The organism is Brenneria izadpanahii (assembly GCF_017569925.1).
Taxonomy (GTDB): Bacteria; Pseudomonadota; Gammaproteobacteria; order Enterobacterales; family Enterobacteriaceae; genus Brenneria; species Brenneria izadpanahii.
The window spans coordinates 1,922,269-1,939,404 of the sequence record NZ_CP050854.1 but is presented as its reverse complement, the minus strand read 5'-3'; the positions used below and the strand labels follow the sequence as shown (position 1 = coordinate 1,939,404).

Below are 17,136 nucleotides of genomic sequence, written 5' to 3'. Positions count from 1 at the left end.
CCTGTCGGGAAGCCGCAGTTTTTCCCGCCAACGTCAATGTCGGCACGCCCATCCAGGCGGCATGGTTGGTGGTGGTTCCCCAGAGTAAGGGAAAGTATCCAGCAAAATATCTACCTTATGGTGCAGCTTTAAGTATTCGCCCATTGAGGTTCTTTTCTGAAAAAGCAACTGTTCAGGTTTAACACCATATCCCGCCATTTTTCCCCGGATTTCTTTCTCCATATCCCAGTCATCAATGGCGCCGATCAACATACGGGCAGAAGGTAACGCAACCAATATTTTTGCCCACAGTACGTATACTTCATCGTTTATCTTATTTAGCCGATTGAAATTACCAAAGGTGATATAACCATTTGACAATGCCGGTAATGGGTTAATTTCCGGGCAGTCTTTTACCGGTTCAAATATTTGGGTTGACGGCAAATAAATCAGTTTTTCGGTAAACTGGTTATCCAATACGCCCGGTTCAGCAAAATTATTATTGCAGAACCAATAATCCATCGCCGTTAAGCCCGTGGTTCCCGGATAACCGATCCAACCAATCTGTATCGGCGCGGGTTTATAAGCAAACGCAGGCAGGCGGTTGCCTCTGGTATGGCCGGAAAGATCGAACAGAATATCGATGCCATCCTGATTAATCTGTTGCGCCAGCTCAATATCGCTTAGGTTGCACACCTTGGACCAACCCGCGCTCAGCGCGTGCAATTCCTGTGATTTAGCATCATAAGCTTCACTATTGGCATAGGCATACAAACTAAAAGCGTCGCGATCGATATTACGCCAGATAGGCTCAAGGAAGTTGGTCACCGGATGATTGCGTAAATCCGCCGATACGAAGCCGATTCGCAATGGCCGGGACGGATCTTTGATATTATTGAATGGCAAATGGATAGGGGCTCTATTGACCATTCGCTCCACCACTTCGCCATAACGGCGATGGGCAAGAAAGATCTCTTCAGGAGATAACGAACCGACATGCAACATGGTAAACAGCATATTGCTATGAAACCCTGTTGCTTCAGGATTTATATCCACCATTTGTTTAAAATAGCCCAGCGCCTCGGCCTGTTTCCCCTGACCATCAAGACAACTCGCTATATTATTCAGTAGCTCCGGGTGATTCGGCTCAATAGCCAACGCCGCTCTTACACATTTTTCCGCTAACCTGAAATTGCGATGATCGACGTAGATGGCCGAGAGCAACTGCCAGGCATAACGCCCGTCAGGGTAGGCACGCAGCACTTTTTTTATCAGGTTTCCGGCATAAAAAGTACGATTTAGACGATACTGAACCACGGCCAGCGTCTCATAGAGATCCCAAGATAGCGGGTTGAGGGATAACGTTTGCAATAACGCCTTGAGCGCACTCTCCCTATCTGTGGTTCTCATACAAATATTCACTAGCGCATTCCATGCGTAGACATTTTGAGGTTGACTATCAACTAATTTCTGCGCCATCTCCCGAGCTTCTGAAAAGGCTCCCTGAGCGACCAGTTCTTGCAATTGGGAATGCATTTTTTTCGCTAATGGAACCAATTTGCCACTCTTCCGGGTCTGGCCTAAAGTACTGGCGACATCCCGCGCCAGTAATGCTCCGCCATTCTCTCGTCTGGTCGAATAAAACAGCAGCGAGGGAATGTTATCAAGCGCCTTATCCAGAGATAGCGAGACAATACTTTGCTGTAAACAGCTGCGCCAGGCTGCTACGCCGCCCCAGAGCAGTCCATAGTCTCGCAACCGCGTCATCAGCGGATAATCGACCTGACAAGAGGATTCGCCCCCTTGCGCAATAAGAGCTAAATGAGCTAATTCATCCTCACCAGGCGTGAAGGTACGGTGTTCATACCAGAAATTAACGCAACGGAAAGCGGCATCGGCTTCATTGCGTAAACGGTAATCAGTTATTATCCCCGGCAACAACGTCAATGATGACGAGGACTGGCGGTTATAGACGCTCTCATCTAAACAACCATGTAGCCCCAGCACGCCTTTGCTAAACAGAAAACCGAGTGATTTCAGCACCGCTTCTTTATGATCGGGCTGCTCGTCCTCTGGCGGACGCGTGTTATAGACTAATTGATCCAGCGACACGCTGTTAGGCCATGCGTCACCTATCACATCCAGCAAATTATTTGCTAATGCATCCTGAGAAATGAAAGTTGACCGCCCATCAGCCAGAAAATGCTCTGCATTTATATTTATATTTTTTTCCGTTAGGCGACGGCTAAAACTCCCCGCCCAATGAAAATCCGCCAGGCGGTCAAGGTCTGGCGCGGGCAGAACCTCGGCTGCGCGCGCCTGCGCCACCAGCAGGCTGTAACGGTATTTACGTCCGACGGCAAAATCCAGATACTGCTGCTTTAGCAGCTTATGCTCATAAGGACAGATGGTTTGATGAAGCTGCGCAACATTGTCACTATAGTGCTCGGCCAATTCTGTATAGGGCTGCGCATCCCCCAGCCAGGCCAGGTCCGCTTCGCTGGCTAATGTCAGAAAATCCATTAAATAACAGGGTTGGTTTAGCCCTTGATAGTAGTTTAGCGCCAAATCGACATCGGAAAGCTGCTTCGCCTGATGGATAAACTCCTGCAGCGCCGCTTGCTGCGGATTGTGTTTATCCAGCCCCAGCGACATAAACACCAACATCGCCCGGGCGCTGGCGCTTTGCGCCTCTGGCGTATTTTTTGCCAGTGAAAGATGCACCTGCAGCGCATCCTGCAAAACTTCAGCGCTTTTCCAACCGGGATAGGTGTTATAACCGAAACAGGCCACTCCCTGCGGCGACAGATGACGCCGGCAAAAAGCCAGCAGCGCGGAGCGGCTTTCTCCGCTGACCAGACTAAATATCCCACGCACCACAATATAGTCGAACGCGCCGAGATCGCTTGCTAACAAGGTAGGGAGGTCCATCACACCCAGCGTCAGGTTGGGTAACGAATGTTGCGCCAACCAGCGCTCGCCTTCGGCAATATCCTCAGCGTTCAGATCGATGCCTACTGCCTTTGCTCCGGAATGCGCCAGCGCAAACGGTCGTAGATTGGCGCCATTACCACACCCCAACTCCAATATCCTGGAATTGGCTGGCGGTGGCGTCTGTACGCCATATAGCCAGGCAGCCGCTTGCAACCCCTGTGGTGAAAGATAATCCAGCGATTGATAAATTGATTCGGTCTCGCTAGTAGAAGACGCCACATCATTTTCAGCTTGCGGGGAGGACGGTATAGTGGTAGACAAAAGCGAATATCCTTGCCATTAAGTGGGATAAACAGATTTTGTTTAAAATAACAAATAGGGAGCAACGATAATCCACTGATTAGTGGTTTATTACAGGCTTAAATCAAAGGTTCAACGACCAATACGAAGCATCGTCATCCGCCAACATCAGTAAACCGATTGCATCCTGCGGCCAGTCTTTATATGTAAAAAAAACCCTGCCGTAGCAGGGTCTTATGTAAGCTATGGGCGTATAGCCGATTAGCCTTGCAGCAGAGTCAGAGCGATCTGCGGTACGGCGTTGGCCTGAGACAGCACGGAAGCGCCGGCCTGTTGCAGAATTTGCGCCTTACTCATGTTCGACACTTCCGTCGCATAGTCGGCGTCCTGGATACGGGACTGCGCATCGCTCAGGTTAGTCGTGGTGGAAGTCAGGTTGTTGATAGTGGATTCCAGACGGTTCTGGATAGAACCCAGGCTGGAACGCTGAGAATCGACTTCAGCGATGGCAGCATCAATGTCTGACAAAGTAGTACCGCCGGAAAAATCAGCAGTGGTGACATCAATGTCACGAACGCCGCCACCCAGATCTCCCGAAGAAGCGCTATTCAGCGTAAAGCTGATAGTTTCACCATCGTTAGTGCCAATCTGCAGTGATATCGTATTGCCATCTGCGCTCAACAGGCTCTTACCGTTATAAGAGGTTTGCGAAGAGATACGATCGATTTCGTCCAAACGAGCGGTAATTTCTTCCTGAATGGAGGTCAGATCGCTGGTAGAGTTGGTGCCGTTAGCCGCCTGAACGACCAGGGTACGAATAGACTGTAAGTTATCGTTGATTTCGTCCAGCGCGCCTTCGGTGGTTTGCGCCAGAGAGATACCGTCGTTGGCGTTTGTAGCGGCCTGGTTCAAACCGTTGATGCTGGATTGCAGACGGTTGGCGATCGCCTGACCGGCTGCGTTATCGGCAGCGCTGTTGATCTGCAAACCGGAAGACAGACGTTCGATAGCCTGACCCAGTTTGGACTGAGAGGAGTTCAGGTTGTTCTGTGCACTCAGAGAAATACTGTTAGTTAATACTGAAATTGCCATAAAATAGGTTCCTTTTATCCACCCAGCGAAAACCGGATGCTCAAAATTAAAGGTTCAGGCCGAATTGCCTACGGTGTCAACCACCGTCACTGACATGTATCGGCTCTCCTAATCCAACCTTTAGCAATTTCTTTTAAAATTTTTGCTGCTGCCAAAATACAATTATTACCAATTGAACCGCTGTTCTATTTTATCAGATAACTGTTGCATTACCGCAGAAAACCGCAGAAACAGATATAGGTAAAAAACCATAAACTTTTATTGCATCGCGCCGATAACCAAAAAACGCATTCCTTAAGGTCGATTAACTAAAGGGTATTGATTATGGCATCAGTTACCGCCTCACTCGGCGTCGGTTCCGGGTTGGACCTCACTTCTATTCTCGAAAAGCTACAGGCTGTCGAAGATCAGAAGGTGACGGTGATCGAAAACAAGCAAACGGCTTATACCGCCAAGACCACCGCCTATAATACGCTCAACAGCGCGCTGGAAAGCTTATCCACCGCGACAGAAGCGCTAACCAGCAGCGATCTTTACAGCAGTAAGAGCACGTCCACCAATACGGCGTTTTCAACCACCGCGACTTCAGATGCGGCGACCGGCACCTACAGTATTAATGTGTCTCAACTCGCCACCGCCCAGTCGCTGGTGAGCAGTACGCAAAGTGATAAAACTACCGCGCTCAGCAGTTCAGACAGTACGCTGACCATCAGCGTGGGAGACACCACTACCGAAATCAGCCTAACGGCCGATCAAACCAGTCTCAACGGATTAGTCAGCGCCATCAATAGCGCCGATGCAGGCGTTACCGCCAGTGTGATCCAATCCGGCGACAGCAGCTATCAGTTAGTGCTGACCTCTAATGATACTGGTGAAGCCTCCACAATGACGATCAGCAGCACTGACGATACGCTGAACGGCATTCTTGGCTATGACAGCAGCACCGGTTCCGGCGCTATGACTCAGGCGGTGGCCGCGCAGGATGCCATTCTCACCGTTAACGGCGTGACCGTTACCCGCAGCAGCAATACCGTTACCGATGTGCCCTCCGAAGGCGTTACGCTAACGCTGACCGCCGTGTCTACGTCAACCGAAACCCTGACCATCAGCGCCGCTACCGACGATCTTACGACAGCAATCCAAACCTGGGTAGACTCTTATAATAGTCTGCTGAGCACTTTTACCACGTTGACGGCTTACAATGAAGACTACGCTACTGATGACGATAGCAGTACGAACAATGGCGCATTGGTGGGCGACTCACTCTTACGGGGAGTGAAAAACAAACTGAAATCCCTGCTCAGTTCAGGGCAAAGCAATGATACTTTTCAGGTGCTTAGCCAATTGGGGATCTCCGTAAGCAACAGCGACGGTACGCTGTCCATCGACTCCACCAAGTTAAGCACTGCGCTGAGTGAAAATGCGGATGACGTTAAGGCGTTTTTTGTTGGCGATGGTTCCAGTACCGGATTGGCCACGCAGATGGTATCTGCTATCCAAACCTACACCGCGGACGACGGCCTTATTGATAACGCCCTAGACGGTATTACCGAGATCCAGGAAAAACTGACCGCCAAGAAAACCGCGACTGAAGCGCGTATTGAAGCGATAATGGCGCGTTATACCACGCAATTTACCGCTCTGGATGTGCTGGTTTCGGAACTGGACTCCACCAGTACCTATCTGACCAATGTCTTTGACCAACTAACCAGTAGTAGCTGATTATGACAACGATGATTTATGGAACGCAGGCCTATGCCCAGGTGGGGTTACAAAGCAGCGTGATGAGCGCCAGCCCCCACAAACTGATCACCATGCTGTTTGAGGGTGCTATCAGCGCGCTTGTTCGGGCGGGAATCCATATACAACAGAAAGAGACTGTTGCCAAAGGTAAAGCCATTACCAAAGCGGTCAATATCATCAGCAACGGGCTGCTTGCCAGTCTGGATCGGGAAAAAGGCGGTGAAATTGCTGATAATCTGGCCGCCTTGTATGACTATATGGTGCGCAGATTGCTGCATGCCAATCTGCATAATGATGAGCAGGCGATAAATGAAGTTCTTGGTTTATTGCGTGGTATTGCCGACTCATGGAAACAGATATCACCCGATATTGCCAATACAGACCAGGCAGTATGATACAGCGGATATTTTTATAATCATTCAGTTGCTATAACAAACAATCTGTTCAATTTTTGTTGATTATAGCCTGAGTACCATAGAGCCTTTGATTGTCTATCTAATATTTTTGAGATCACGTTGATGAATGCCAGCGAACCGATATTATCTTTGTACCAGCAATTACTTGCCTTAAGTAATGAATGTTTATTGCTGGCTAAAAAGGCCGAATGGGACAAACTGATCGATTTTTCGCACCGCTATATCACCACAGTTGAGAAACTTTCTTATTTGAATGAGAGTAACTCTATCGAATTATCAACCGATGAACAGCAAAGAGTCAAAATCAGCCTGCAGCGGATCCTGAGTAATGAACAAGAGGTAAAAGAGTTATTGCAAACAAGGATGAGCGATCTGAAAGACCTAATGAGTATTTCAACTCAACAGCACTCGGTTAATTCCGCTTACAACAAGTTCGCAGACAGACAATCCATGTTGCCAGGTAAGATAAACGAAGAATAAGGACAATAAAGCCTTGGAATCAACAGGCTGAGGATGACAGCCTAAATACAATTAATTCCTTATCTATTATTATCACGCTTGTAGAGTTTCCACTGATCGATAAGTTCGCCGCTCGGCAACAAACACTTGGTCGTACGGCCTGTTGAGGTGGCCGACTTGACGTTTGTTTTAATGGTCACCACCTTGCCGCCTTTCTTCTCACACCAGTCTGTGGCTACGTTTTGTACGGCCGAGGTGATTTTTGTAACTGACTGCTGGCTATCCGCCGCGGCGCAACCAGCAGAAAACAGGGAGGCTGACACGCAAACTGTAGCAACTCTTAATACGTTCATTAGCAGAGTCTCAGATATAAATGCACAACCGTCAAACGCTCATACCCATGATATCCTGATACGCCGTAACCAGTTTGTTACGAACCTGAACGCCCATTTGCAATGAAACCGAGGCCTTTTGCAGATCGACCATCACATCATTGAGCGCGACGCCGGGTTTGCCCAATTCAAAGTCCTGCGCCTGCGTACGGGCAGCCTGTTGCTGGTCGCTGATTTTGCCCAGCGCGGATTTCATTTCCGCCGCAAACCCCGCGCCCGCGGCAACCGGAGCCTTAGCCTCGCTGCCAGTGGCCTGAAGCGCTGTGGCCTGTAATTGCGCCACGACCGAAGCAATGCCTTCCACCGCCATCTCTCACCTCCGCATATGTAAATTACCAGCGGATAACATATCAGAATCAAGGTGGTTCTAAGCCGTTAAATAGCTATGAAAAACCCAGCTAATTCGGCAATCAAATTTTCCGGCCCGAGGAAATAATGTAAAACCACGCCATACAGGTGACATTCATTTTAATGCGTATTGGGGCATTGCTCATCTTGGAGTTTGTTTTGTTATCAACATTCATTATCAATTTGTCAATTTCTAGCAGGGAATACGAATGAGCACCGTGAAAAGCAGTTTGAACGCGGCTAACAAAAACGGATTTACTGCAATGTTTTCCTCTTTGCGCGCTAATCCCAGAATCCCATTGTTGGTTGCTGCCGCTGCAGCGCTCGCCATTGTTTCCGCATTGATATTATGGGCACAATCCCCTGATTACCGGGTGTTATACAGTAACCTGAACGATCGTGACGGTGGAAGCATCGTTGCTCAACTTGGGCAAATGAATATTCCATACCGCTTCGCGGATAACGGCGGCGCATTGCTGATCCCTGCCGATAAAGTACATGAAACCCGCCTGCGCCTGGCGCAACAGGGACTGCCTAAAGGCGGAGCCGTTGGTTTTGAGCTACTCGATCAAGAAAAGTTCGGTATCAGTCAATTCAGCGAACAGATCAATTATCAGCGGGCGCTGGAGGGAGAACTATCGCGGACCATAGAGACGCTGGGCCCCGTCGTCAACGCGCGCGTCCATCTGGCTATCCCCAAACCGTCGCTGTTTGTTCGCGAACAGAAATCCCCGTCCGCGTCCGTGACGCTAAATTTGCAACCAGGCCGAGCGTTGGATGATGGTCAAATCAACGCCATCGTCTACATGGTCGCCAGCAGCGTTTCGGGCTTACCCCCTGACAATGTCACGGTAGTCGATCAAAACGGGCGTCTGCTGACGCAATCCGACAGTAGCGGCCGAGATCTGAATACCGCTCAGTTGAAATACACCGCTGACGTTGAAAATCTTTATCAACGCCGCATTGAAGCTATCCTGACTCCGGTCGTCGGCCTTGGCAATGTCCATGCTCAGGTAACCGCCCAACTTGATTTTTCCAGCCGGGAGCAGACCGACGAACAATATCAGCCGAACCAGGCGCCTAACCAAGCCGCAGTACGTTCGCAACAGAGCAGCAACAGCGAGCAGCGCGGCAACGGTATGGTAGGCGGTGTGCCAGGCGCGCTTTCAAACCAACCGGCCCCTGCCCCGACGGCTCCGATAACGGCCCCGGCTAATAACGCCAATGCAGCGAATGCAAATGCCAACAACGCCAATGCGGGCAATGCGCAAAATACCAACGCAACGAATAATAACGCGGTCGCTACGCCTTCTAGCACGCGGAACGACTCGACCATCAATTATGAAGTCGATCGCACCATTCGCCATACCAAACAAAGCGCCGGCTCACTGCAACGGCTCTCCGTTGCTGTCGTTGTCAACTATCGCCAGTCGGAAGAAGGCACTCCGGTAGCGTTGACCGATGATCAAATTAAACAGATCGAGTCTCTGACCCGGGAAGCAATGGGCTATTCCAGCGAACGCGGAGATACGCTGAATATCGCCAATACGCCATTTACGCAAACGGAAAATGTTGCGGGCGATCTCCCCTTCTGGCAACAGCAAAGCTTCTTTGATCGCCTAATGAATGCGGGACGCTGGCTGCTTGTCGCCCTCGTCGCCTTTATTCTGTGGCGGAAACTGCTCAAGCCGCTGGTGAATAAAAACAAGGTTGCCGCAGCGGGCGCTCCGGCAGCGGCGGCGATGCCAAACAACGACGATGATGTCGTCGTAAAATTGAGCAAAGATGAACAAGAACAGCAGAAACGTTCTCAGCAGAGAGTCAGTGCCGAGCTTCAAAGTCAGAAAATTCGTGACTTGGCAGAAAATGACCCCCGAGTTGTTGCGCTGGTAATCCGTGAGTGGATGGGGAGTGAAATATGAGTCTGACCGGAACCGAAAAAAGTGCGATTCTGCTGATGACCATTGGTGAAGATCGGGCCGCTGATGTGTTTACCCATCTCTCGACCAGAGAGGTACAACACTTAAGCGCCGCGATGGCCAGTATGAAGCAGGTATCGAATCAGCAACTGACTGAAGTCTTAAAAGAATTCGAAGCTGATGCCGAGCAGTATGCGGCGCTGAGTATTAATGCAGGCGACTATCTGCGTTCCGTGCTGATCAAGGCGCTGGGCGAAGAGCGCGCCTCCAGTCTGCTGGAAGATATTCTGGAAAGCCGCGAAACCACCAGCGGAATGGAAACGCTCAACTTTATGGAACCGCAGAGTGCGGCTGAGCTAATCCAGGAAGAACATCCGCAAATTATCGCAACTATCCTGGTGCATCTGAAGCGGGCCCAGGCCGCCGATATTCTGGCGCTGTTTGATGAACGCCTGCGTAACGATGTCATGTTGCGTATTGCCACCTTCGGCGGGGTACAGCCCGCGGCACTGGCCGAGCTGACGGAAGTATTGAATAGTCTGTTAGACGGTCAGAATCTCAAGCGCAGTAAGATGGGCGGTATCCGTACTGCGGCTGAGATCATTAACCTGATGAAAACCCAGCAGGAAGAAGCCGTTATTGATGCCGTACGCGAATTCGACGGCGAACTGGCGCAGAAAATCATTGATGAAATGTTCCTGTTCGAAAATCTGGTGGATGTGGACGACCGCAGTATTCAACGTCTGTTGCAGGAAGTGGAATCCGAATCCCTGCTTATTGCGCTGAAAGGCGCCGAACAGCCATTGCGCGAGAAATTCCTCAAGAATATGTCGCAGCGTGCCGCTGAAATTCTGCGCGATGATTTGGCGACTCGCGGTCCGGTCCGTATGTCTCAGGTGGAAAGCGAGCAGAAAGCCATTCTGCTTATTGTCCGTCGTTTGGCTGACAGCGGGGAGATCGTGATTGGCGGCGGTGAGGATGCCTATGTCTGATGCAATTAAAGGAATGAACTGGCAACCCTGGTCTTTAGACGATCTGTCCTCACGCGAGGAGTTCCAACTGCATCCGGCATCAGCAGAAGACGAGGCTTCGTCATCCGCTGACGCTACGCCATCCTTCACCGAAGAGGATTTGGCTGAATTACGTCAGAGGGTTGAGAACAAAGCGCAGCAAACCGGATTCAATCAGGGTCAGCAGGAAGGGTATAACGCCGGTTATCAACGCGGATTGGAAGAAGGCAGAAAGCAAGGGCTGGAAGAAATACAGCAACAGCAATCCCCGATGGTCGCCCAATTGCAACAGATGGTGACTGAATTCCAACAGACGCTGGATTCATTGGACACGGTTATTCCTGCACGACTAATGCAACTGGCGTTAACCGCCGCCAAGCAGGTTCTGGGTCAGGCGCCTGTTTGCGACGGCACGGCGCTACTCAACCAAATTCAACAATTTATCCAGCAAGAACCCATGTTTAGCGGCAAGCCGCAACTCCGGGTTCATCCCTCCGATCTGGCGCAGGTGGAAGAGCACCTTGGCGCTACGCTCAGCGCGCATGGGTGGAGTTTATTAGCAGATAATCAGCTACACCCGGGCGGATGCAAAGTCAGCGCCGATGAGGGCGATCTCGACGCCAGCCTGGCGACCCGATGGCGTGAGCTGTGCCGTTTGGCCGCACCGGGAGAACTATGATGACATCACGCCTCTCCCGCTGGTTGTCTACCATCGATGCTTATGAAAAGCGCATTGCCAGTACGCCATCGGTCCGGCATTACGGCAAATTGGTTCGCGCTACCGGTTTGGTGCTGGAGGCTACAGGTTTGCATCTCCCGCTGGGTGCGACTTGCCTGATAGAACGTCAAAATGGCAATGACATTAAAGAATTAGAAAGCGAAGTTGTTGGTTTCAACGGACAAAAACTTTTCCTGATGCCGTTGGAAGAAATGGAAGGCATCACGCCAGGCGCAAGAGTGTATGCAAGCCCGTCAGCCGATGGAAGCACGCAGGGGAAACAGTTGCCGTTAGGTCCGGAACTACTGGGGCGGGTGCTGGATGGTACGGCCAAACCGCTTGATGGATTGCCTGCTCCGGAAACCGGCTACCGGGCAACGTTAACCTCTGCGCCATATAACCCTTTGCAACGAACGCCGATAAATAGCGTGCTCGACGTCGGCGTTCGGGCCATCAATGGGTTATTGACCGTGGGACGCGGACAGCGAATGGGCCTGTTTGCAGGCTCAGGGGTGGGGAAAAGCGTCCTGCTTGGCATGATGGCCCGTTATACGAAGGCGGATGTTATTGTCGTCGGTCTCATCGGAGAGCGCGGTCGCGAAGTTAAAGATTTTATTGAGAACATTCTCGGCGATGAAGGCCGTTCCCGTTCCGTAGTTATCGCCGCTCCGGCGGATGTATCGCCGCTATTGCGTATGCAAGGAGCGGCTTACGCAACGCGTATTGCGGAAGATTTTCGCGATCGCGGTCATCATGTGTTGCTGATTATGGATTCGCTCACTCGATACGCAATGGCTCAGCGTGAAATCGCGCTGGCGATTGGCGAACCCCCGGCGACCAAAGGCTATCCGCCCTCCGTTTTCGCCAAACTCCCCTCGCTGGTGGAAAGAGCCGGCAACGGTATTAATGGCGGCGGCTCCATTACCGCCTTCTATACCGTGCTGACGGAAGGGGACGATCAGCAAGACCCTATTGCCGATGCGGCGCGGGCGATTCTCGATGGTCACGTTGTCTTGTCCCGGCATCTGGCCGAATCAGGCCATTATCCCGCGATTGATATTGAAGCCTCGATTAGCCGGGCAATGACGGCATTGGTGGATGAAAAGCACTACACCATCGTGCAACAGTTTAAGCAGTTACTTTCCAGCTATCAGCGCAATCATGATCTGATAAGCGTGGGGGCGTACGCGGCGGGAAGCGATCCGTTACTCGATCGTGCGATTCGTCTCTATCCCAGCATGGAAAAGTTTTTAAAACAGGGAATTTTTGAACGTTGCAACTACGAAGACGCCCAGAATCAGCTTTTTGCTCTTTTTTCTTCTGGAGATATAAGCTAACGGATTTTTTTGACGTTAATTATTAGGATTAGTCTTAACATTTCACTGTGGGGTCAGATGAAAACGCAATCACCTTTGGATACATTACGCGATTTAGCTCAACAAGAAGCTGATGATGCTGCTGTACTGCTGGGAAAAATTCGTCAGTCGCATCTGAATGTCCAAAAACAGTTAGAGATGTTGCTCGGCTACGAAACAGATTACCGTCAGCAATTGCAATCTACCATGAGTAGCGGTATTAACTCCGCCAACTGGTATAACTATCAACAATTTCTGCTGACGCTGGAAAAAGCGATAGAGCAGCATCGAAAACAACTTGCCCACTGGAGTCAGCAGCTGCAGCAAGCGACCCAGACCTGGCGATCTAAATATCAAAGGTTGAATGCCTTTATCACCTTACAGGATCGCTCGGCACAAAAAGCCCTGATACATGCCAACCGACAGGATCAGAAACTGATGGACGAATTTGCACAGCGCGCCTCACTGAGGAAGCATCCATGAATCTTTCCGGCGTCAACAATGTTGTTGTCAATAACAATGTCTCAGCAGACTCATCGTCTACGCGCCAGTCTGAGTCCGGCAGTAGTTTTGAACAATTGTTATCAGCGCGCAGAGATACCGCGCAATCAACAACAGCGACGACTTCTTCTGCGACTAATAGCGCGGCATCCAATGCCGATTCTTCTGTCGCCAACAAAGAATCCACAGAATCAGCCTCCGCGCAGTCCCCCTCCAGAGAGCAGCCGGCGGATAAAACAGCTTCTCAGCAAAATCAAGATGGCGTGGACAATGCCAATAACGACCAGCGCAACGCCACTGAAACAGAAAGTGCTTCTGCTGAAACCGATTCGCTCCCCGGCTCCTCCGCATTAAAAAATGCCAATGCATCTATAACGGATAAAGAAAAAAGCATTCCATCCGAGACGGATATTCAGTTGGCGTTGGATGAACCGAGCGACCCCGTCGTTGACGATGCTTTTTTATCAAGCGTTCAAGAAACGACCGTCCACCAGGACGAGAGCGACTTTACCAGCGATACGCCTGATGCGGCTACCCTGTCATTGTTGGCGATGATAAACCAGACGCAAACGGCAAAAACCGATACGGCACCTGACGCCGATGCAATTGTAATCGACGGTACGCTGGCACCGGCTCAATCCGCGGCCGTTTCCTTAACGCTGAGCGATCAACTTGCAACACCGAATACAACGGCTGAAAGCGAAGTGGATACGCCATTAACGCCGTTTACCTTGGCCGGCGCCGGTAAGGGTGGCCGCCAGGCGAATAGCGCGGATGATATAGTGGTAGATACGGTTAGTAAGAAAACCGAACTATCCACTGACAGCGATGACTCTTTTACTAGCAATACCGCGCTTGCGGCGACCACCGCCAGAAGCAGCGAGTCTATCACCGCCAACGCCTCCAGCAACACATCGCCGTTAGTTGCTCCATCTTCCCATGCAGTGCCGGCGACGGCCCAGGCAACAAGCGCGACGACTAGCACGGTTACTACATCAACCGCCATGCTGAACGCGCAAATGGGTAGCGAAGCCTGGCAACAGACGCTCGGCCAGCAAATTATCATGTTTGCCCGCGATGGCCAGCAGAACGCCAAACTCCGTCTTCACCCGGAAGAACTGGGCTCCTTGCAGATTAGCCTGACGCTGAATAACGACAACGAAGCCCAGCTCCACTTTGTATCAGCGCATAGTCAGGTCAGAGCGGCTCTGGAAGCCGCCTTCCCCCATCTGCGCACGTCATTGGCGGAGAGCGGCATTGATTTAGGGCAGGCAAGCGTGGGCAGCGAATCATCGCAGAGTTGGGCGCAAGATCAGCAAACCGCCGATCCAGGTTTTGCTCAACCGTCTGATAGCTCATCATCAGACGGATTAGCGACGCCGTTGAACGTACCCACATCTTTGCAACAGATGGCTTCTGGCGTTACAGGGGTTAACATCTTCGCTTAAGATGCTAATAAATACCCAAGGTAGCCTAATTTTCCTTGTCTATTCGTCCTATTGATGAAGAAAATAGACGGGATAATCGACCTTGGGTTAAATGAGGTCGGTGATGTCTTTTTCATGCCATCCTTCAAATACGTAACAGGAATTATCTTTACTTATGTCTGAACAAGCTCTCACCTCCGGACGAAAGCGTTCAATCTGGCTAGTCGTGCTTATCGTTATCGCATTACTGACGGCCATTGCGGGAGGCGCTGCCTGGTGGTTTCTGTATAAACCGGCCGACACAGCTCAAACTCAAAAAGTTACGCCGCCACCGGCGCCGGTTTTTATGCCGCTTGATACGTTTACCGTTAACCTGCAGAACCCCGACAACGATTTGGATCGGGTTTTGTACGTCGGCTTTACCCTAAGATTGCCGGATGAAGCTACACACCAACAGCTCAGTAACTATTTGCCGGAAGTGCGTAGTCGTTTGCTTTTGCTATTATCCCGCCAAAACTCAGCTTCCCTGAGTACAGAACAAGGGAAACAGCAGCTGGTGGAAGAAATCAAACAAGTACTTGCTCCCCCTTTAGTTCCAGGGCAGGCGGAGCAAACGATTAATGACGTTCTATTCACAGCGTTCATACTACGGTAATTATTTATGGGTGACAGTATTCTTTCTCAGGCCGAAATCGATGCTCTGCTAAATGGCAGCAGCGACGATGGGGATGATACCCCTGTAGCCACCGTAGCGGGCGACGTAAAACCTTATGATCCCAATACGCAGCGCCGTGTTGTCCGTGAACGTTTGCAGGCGCTGGAAATTATCAATGAGCGGTTTGCTCGCCAGTTCAGAATGGGGCTATTCAATCTTTTACGCCGTAGTCCGGATATTACGGTAGGCCCCATTAAAATTTTGCCTTATCACGAATTCGCGCGAAATTTGCCGGTTCCGACCAACATAAACCTGATCCACATGAAGCCGTTGCGTGGAACCGCGCTGCTGGTTTTCTCACCCAGTCTGGTTTTTATTGCGGTCGATAACCTGTTCGGCGGCGACGGCCGGTTTCCAACCAAAGTTGAAGGCCGGGAGTTTACCCATACCGAGCAGAGAATCGTTAAACGCATGCTCCGTCTTGCGCTGGAAGCCTACAGCGATGCCTGGCAGGCTATCTATAAGCTGGATATAGAATATGTCCGCTCGGAGATGCAGGTAAAATTTACCAACATTACCACCTCGCCTAACGACATCGTGGTGACCACGCCTTTTCATGTGGAAATAGGCTCATTAACCGGGGAATTCAGCATCTGTATTCCCTTCGCCATGATAGAGCCGCTGCGCGAACTCTTGGTCAATCCGCCGCTGGAAAACTCTCGTCAGGAAGATCATAACTGGCGGGAAGCGTTGGCGAAACAGGTGCAGCATTCGGAACTGGAACTGGTGGCGAGTTTTGTGGATATTCCTTTGCGGATCTCCAAACTCCTTCAATTACAACCGGGCGATATTCTGCCGATAGACAAACCCGAGCGTTTGATCGCCCATGTTGATGGCGTCCCCGTCCTGACCTGCCAATATGGTACATCCGGCGGACAGTACGCCTTGAAAGTCGAACATTTAATTAATCCTATATTGAATTCTCTGAACGATGAGGAACAGCCCAATGAGTGACAGCAAGAAACCGTCCGATGAAAAGGAATCCGTGGACGATTTGTGGGCTGATGCATTTAATGAGCAACAGACTGCGGAAAAAGGCACAGCCACGGCCGATAGCGTATTCGATAATCTCTCCGCCCAGCAAGGAGCTAATTCCCTGCAGGACATTGACATGATTATGGATATCCCGGTCAAGCTGACGGTTGAGCTTGGAAGGACGAAAATGACCATCAAGGAACTTTTACACCTTTCCCAAGGTTCGGTCGTTCCTCTTGAGGGATTAGCCGGCGAGCCGTTGGACATTCTAATCAATGGCTACCTGATTGCTCAGGGAGAAGTTGTGGTGGTTGCGGATAAATATGGTGTCCGTATCACGGATATCATTACCCCTTCCGAGCGCATGCGTCGATTGAGCCGTTGATGAGTCAAACCGTAACCTCCGCGGCGACCGAGAGCGTATCCACTATCGCTACCGCGCCGCCGATATCCAACACGATGCTGCTGTCTCAAGTCGGCGGCATGCTGGTTGGGATTCTATTGTTTATTTTGTTGATTGCCTGGATTATCCGTAAATTGGGCTTAACAGGTTATTCGCATAACAATCGTTTATTAAAAGTGATTTCGACCTGTCAGGTTGGTCAGCGGGAACGGGTCGTTATTGTTGAGGTCGATAAAAACTGGCTGATACTGGGTGTAACGTCACAGAATATTTCACCATTACTGACCATACCCGCTCAATCCATAGACAAGTCATCTGACGCTAATTCCGACGCCAATAAAGATAAAGCGACGGATTTTCGCCAACTGCTGTCAAAAGTATTAAAACGTCCGGATACATCGGCATGAATGTTATTGCTCATCGATTCCCCCTCAAATTGTTATTCCAGAT

The 17,136-nt window shown here is 50.5% G+C and carries 17 protein-coding genes; 13 read left to right on the top strand and 4 right to left on the bottom strand.

Features of this window, described 5'->3' with window-relative positions; genetic code table 11:
- Positions 1 to 33: 33 nt before the first annotated feature.
- Together HC231_RS23920 and HC231_RS08665 are read right to left on the bottom strand one after the other, a co-directional pair.
- On the bottom strand, positions 34 to 3,234 hold the full coding sequence (locus HC231_RS23920) for an O-linked N-acetylglucosamine transferase family protein (protein ID WP_246494750.1): 3,201 nt from the start codon (positions 3,232 to 3,234) through the stop codon (positions 34 to 36).
- 240 nt (positions 3,235 to 3,474) lie between these two features.
- Positions 3,475 to 4,305, bottom strand: coding sequence for a flagellin N-terminal helical domain-containing protein (locus HC231_RS08665; RefSeq protein ID WP_208230611.1), 831 nt, complete (start codon positions 4,303 to 4,305; stop codon positions 3,475 to 3,477).
- A gap of 324 nt (positions 4,306 to 4,629) precedes the next feature.
- Between HC231_RS08665 and fliD the strand changes: the two genes are divergently transcribed.
- From fliD to fliT, 3 genes are all read left to right on the top strand, one after another.
- Positions 4,630 to 6,027: a flagellar filament capping protein FliD gene (gene fliD, locus HC231_RS08660; RefSeq protein WP_208230610.1), complete on the top strand. Its 1,398-nt coding sequence runs from the start codon at positions 4,630 to 4,632 to the stop codon at positions 6,025 to 6,027.
- Positions 6,028 to 6,038: 11 nt separating this feature from the next.
- Positions 6,039 to 6,443 carry a flagellar export chaperone FliS gene (fliS, locus tag HC231_RS08655; RefSeq protein ID WP_425490551.1) on the top strand — a complete coding sequence of 135 codons (405 nt, stop codon included), beginning with the start codon at positions 6,039 to 6,041 and terminating at the stop codon, positions 6,441 to 6,443.
- A 123-nt stretch (positions 6,444 to 6,566) separates the two neighbouring features.
- Positions 6,567 to 6,944, top strand: coding sequence for a flagellar protein FliT (gene fliT, locus HC231_RS08650; RefSeq protein ID WP_208230608.1), 378 nt, complete (start codon positions 6,567 to 6,569; stop codon positions 6,942 to 6,944).
- A gap of 59 nt (positions 6,945 to 7,003) precedes the next feature.
- Here fliT and HC231_RS08645 read toward each other — a convergent pair whose 3' ends face one another.
- Entirely contained in the window at positions 7,004 to 7,276 is a 273-nt protein-coding gene (locus HC231_RS08645) for a DUF333 domain-containing protein (RefSeq protein ID WP_208230607.1), read from the bottom strand.
- A gap of 31 nt (positions 7,277 to 7,307) precedes the next feature.
- Entirely contained in the window at positions 7,308 to 7,625 is a 318-nt protein-coding gene (fliE, locus tag HC231_RS08640; RefSeq protein WP_208230606.1) for a flagellar hook-basal body complex protein FliE, read from the bottom strand.
- 247 nt (positions 7,626 to 7,872) lie between these two features.
- On the opposite strand from fliE, the gene fliF reads away from it, so the two are divergent.
- The 10 genes from fliF to fliO all read left to right on the top strand — a co-directional run bounded on the left by fliF (position 7,873) and on the right by fliO (position 17,093).
- Positions 7,873 to 9,585, top strand: coding sequence for a flagellar basal-body MS-ring/collar protein FliF (fliF, locus tag HC231_RS08635; protein ID WP_425490521.1), 1,713 nt, complete (start codon positions 7,873 to 7,875; stop codon positions 9,583 to 9,585).
- A complete protein-coding gene (fliG, locus tag HC231_RS08630) occupies positions 9,582 to 10,574 on the top strand; it encodes a flagellar motor switch protein FliG (protein WP_208230605.1) in 993 nt (330 codons plus the stop codon). The genes fliF and fliG overlap by 4 nt, the downstream gene beginning before the upstream one ends.
- On the top strand, positions 10,567 to 11,271 hold the full coding sequence (fliH, locus tag HC231_RS08625) for a flagellar assembly protein FliH (protein ID WP_208230604.1): 705 nt from the start codon (positions 10,567 to 10,569) through the stop codon (positions 11,269 to 11,271). Before fliG ends, fliH begins: the two co-directional genes overlap by 8 nt.
- Positions 11,271 to 12,647, top strand: coding sequence for a flagellar protein export ATPase FliI (fliI, locus tag HC231_RS08620; RefSeq protein WP_208231266.1), 1,377 nt, complete (start codon positions 11,271 to 11,273; stop codon positions 12,645 to 12,647). Before fliH ends, fliI begins: the two co-directional genes overlap by 1 nt.
- Before the next feature lie 57 nt (positions 12,648 to 12,704).
- Entirely contained in the window at positions 12,705 to 13,148 is a 444-nt protein-coding gene (gene fliJ / locus HC231_RS08615) for a flagellar export protein FliJ (protein ID WP_208230603.1), read from the top strand.
- Positions 13,145 to 14,614: a flagellar hook-length control protein FliK gene (locus tag HC231_RS23915; protein ID WP_246494748.1), complete on the top strand. Its 1,470-nt coding sequence runs from the start codon at positions 13,145 to 13,147 to the stop codon at positions 14,612 to 14,614. The genes fliJ and HC231_RS23915 overlap by 4 nt, the downstream gene beginning before the upstream one ends.
- Positions 14,615 to 14,768: 154 nt before the next feature.
- Complete coding sequence (gene fliL / locus HC231_RS08605) at positions 14,769 to 15,248, top strand: flagellar basal body-associated protein FliL (RefSeq protein WP_208230602.1); 480 nt, start codon at positions 14,769 to 14,771, stop codon at positions 15,246 to 15,248.
- Positions 15,249 to 15,254: 6 nt separating this feature from the next.
- A complete protein-coding gene (fliM, locus tag HC231_RS08600; RefSeq protein ID WP_208230601.1) occupies positions 15,255 to 16,262 on the top strand; it encodes a flagellar motor switch protein FliM in 1,008 nt (335 codons plus the stop codon).
- Positions 16,255 to 16,668 (top strand): flagellar motor switch protein FliN, encoded by a 414-nt coding sequence (gene fliN, locus HC231_RS08595; RefSeq protein WP_208230600.1) that lies wholly within the window; start codon positions 16,255 to 16,257, stop codon positions 16,666 to 16,668. Before fliM ends, fliN begins: the two co-directional genes overlap by 8 nt.
- Positions 16,668 to 17,093: a flagellar biosynthetic protein FliO gene (gene fliO, locus HC231_RS08590; protein WP_246494746.1), complete on the top strand. Its 426-nt coding sequence runs from the start codon at positions 16,668 to 16,670 to the stop codon at positions 17,091 to 17,093. The genes fliN and fliO overlap by 1 nt, the downstream gene beginning before the upstream one ends.
- Positions 17,094 to 17,136: the final 43 nt, after the last annotated feature.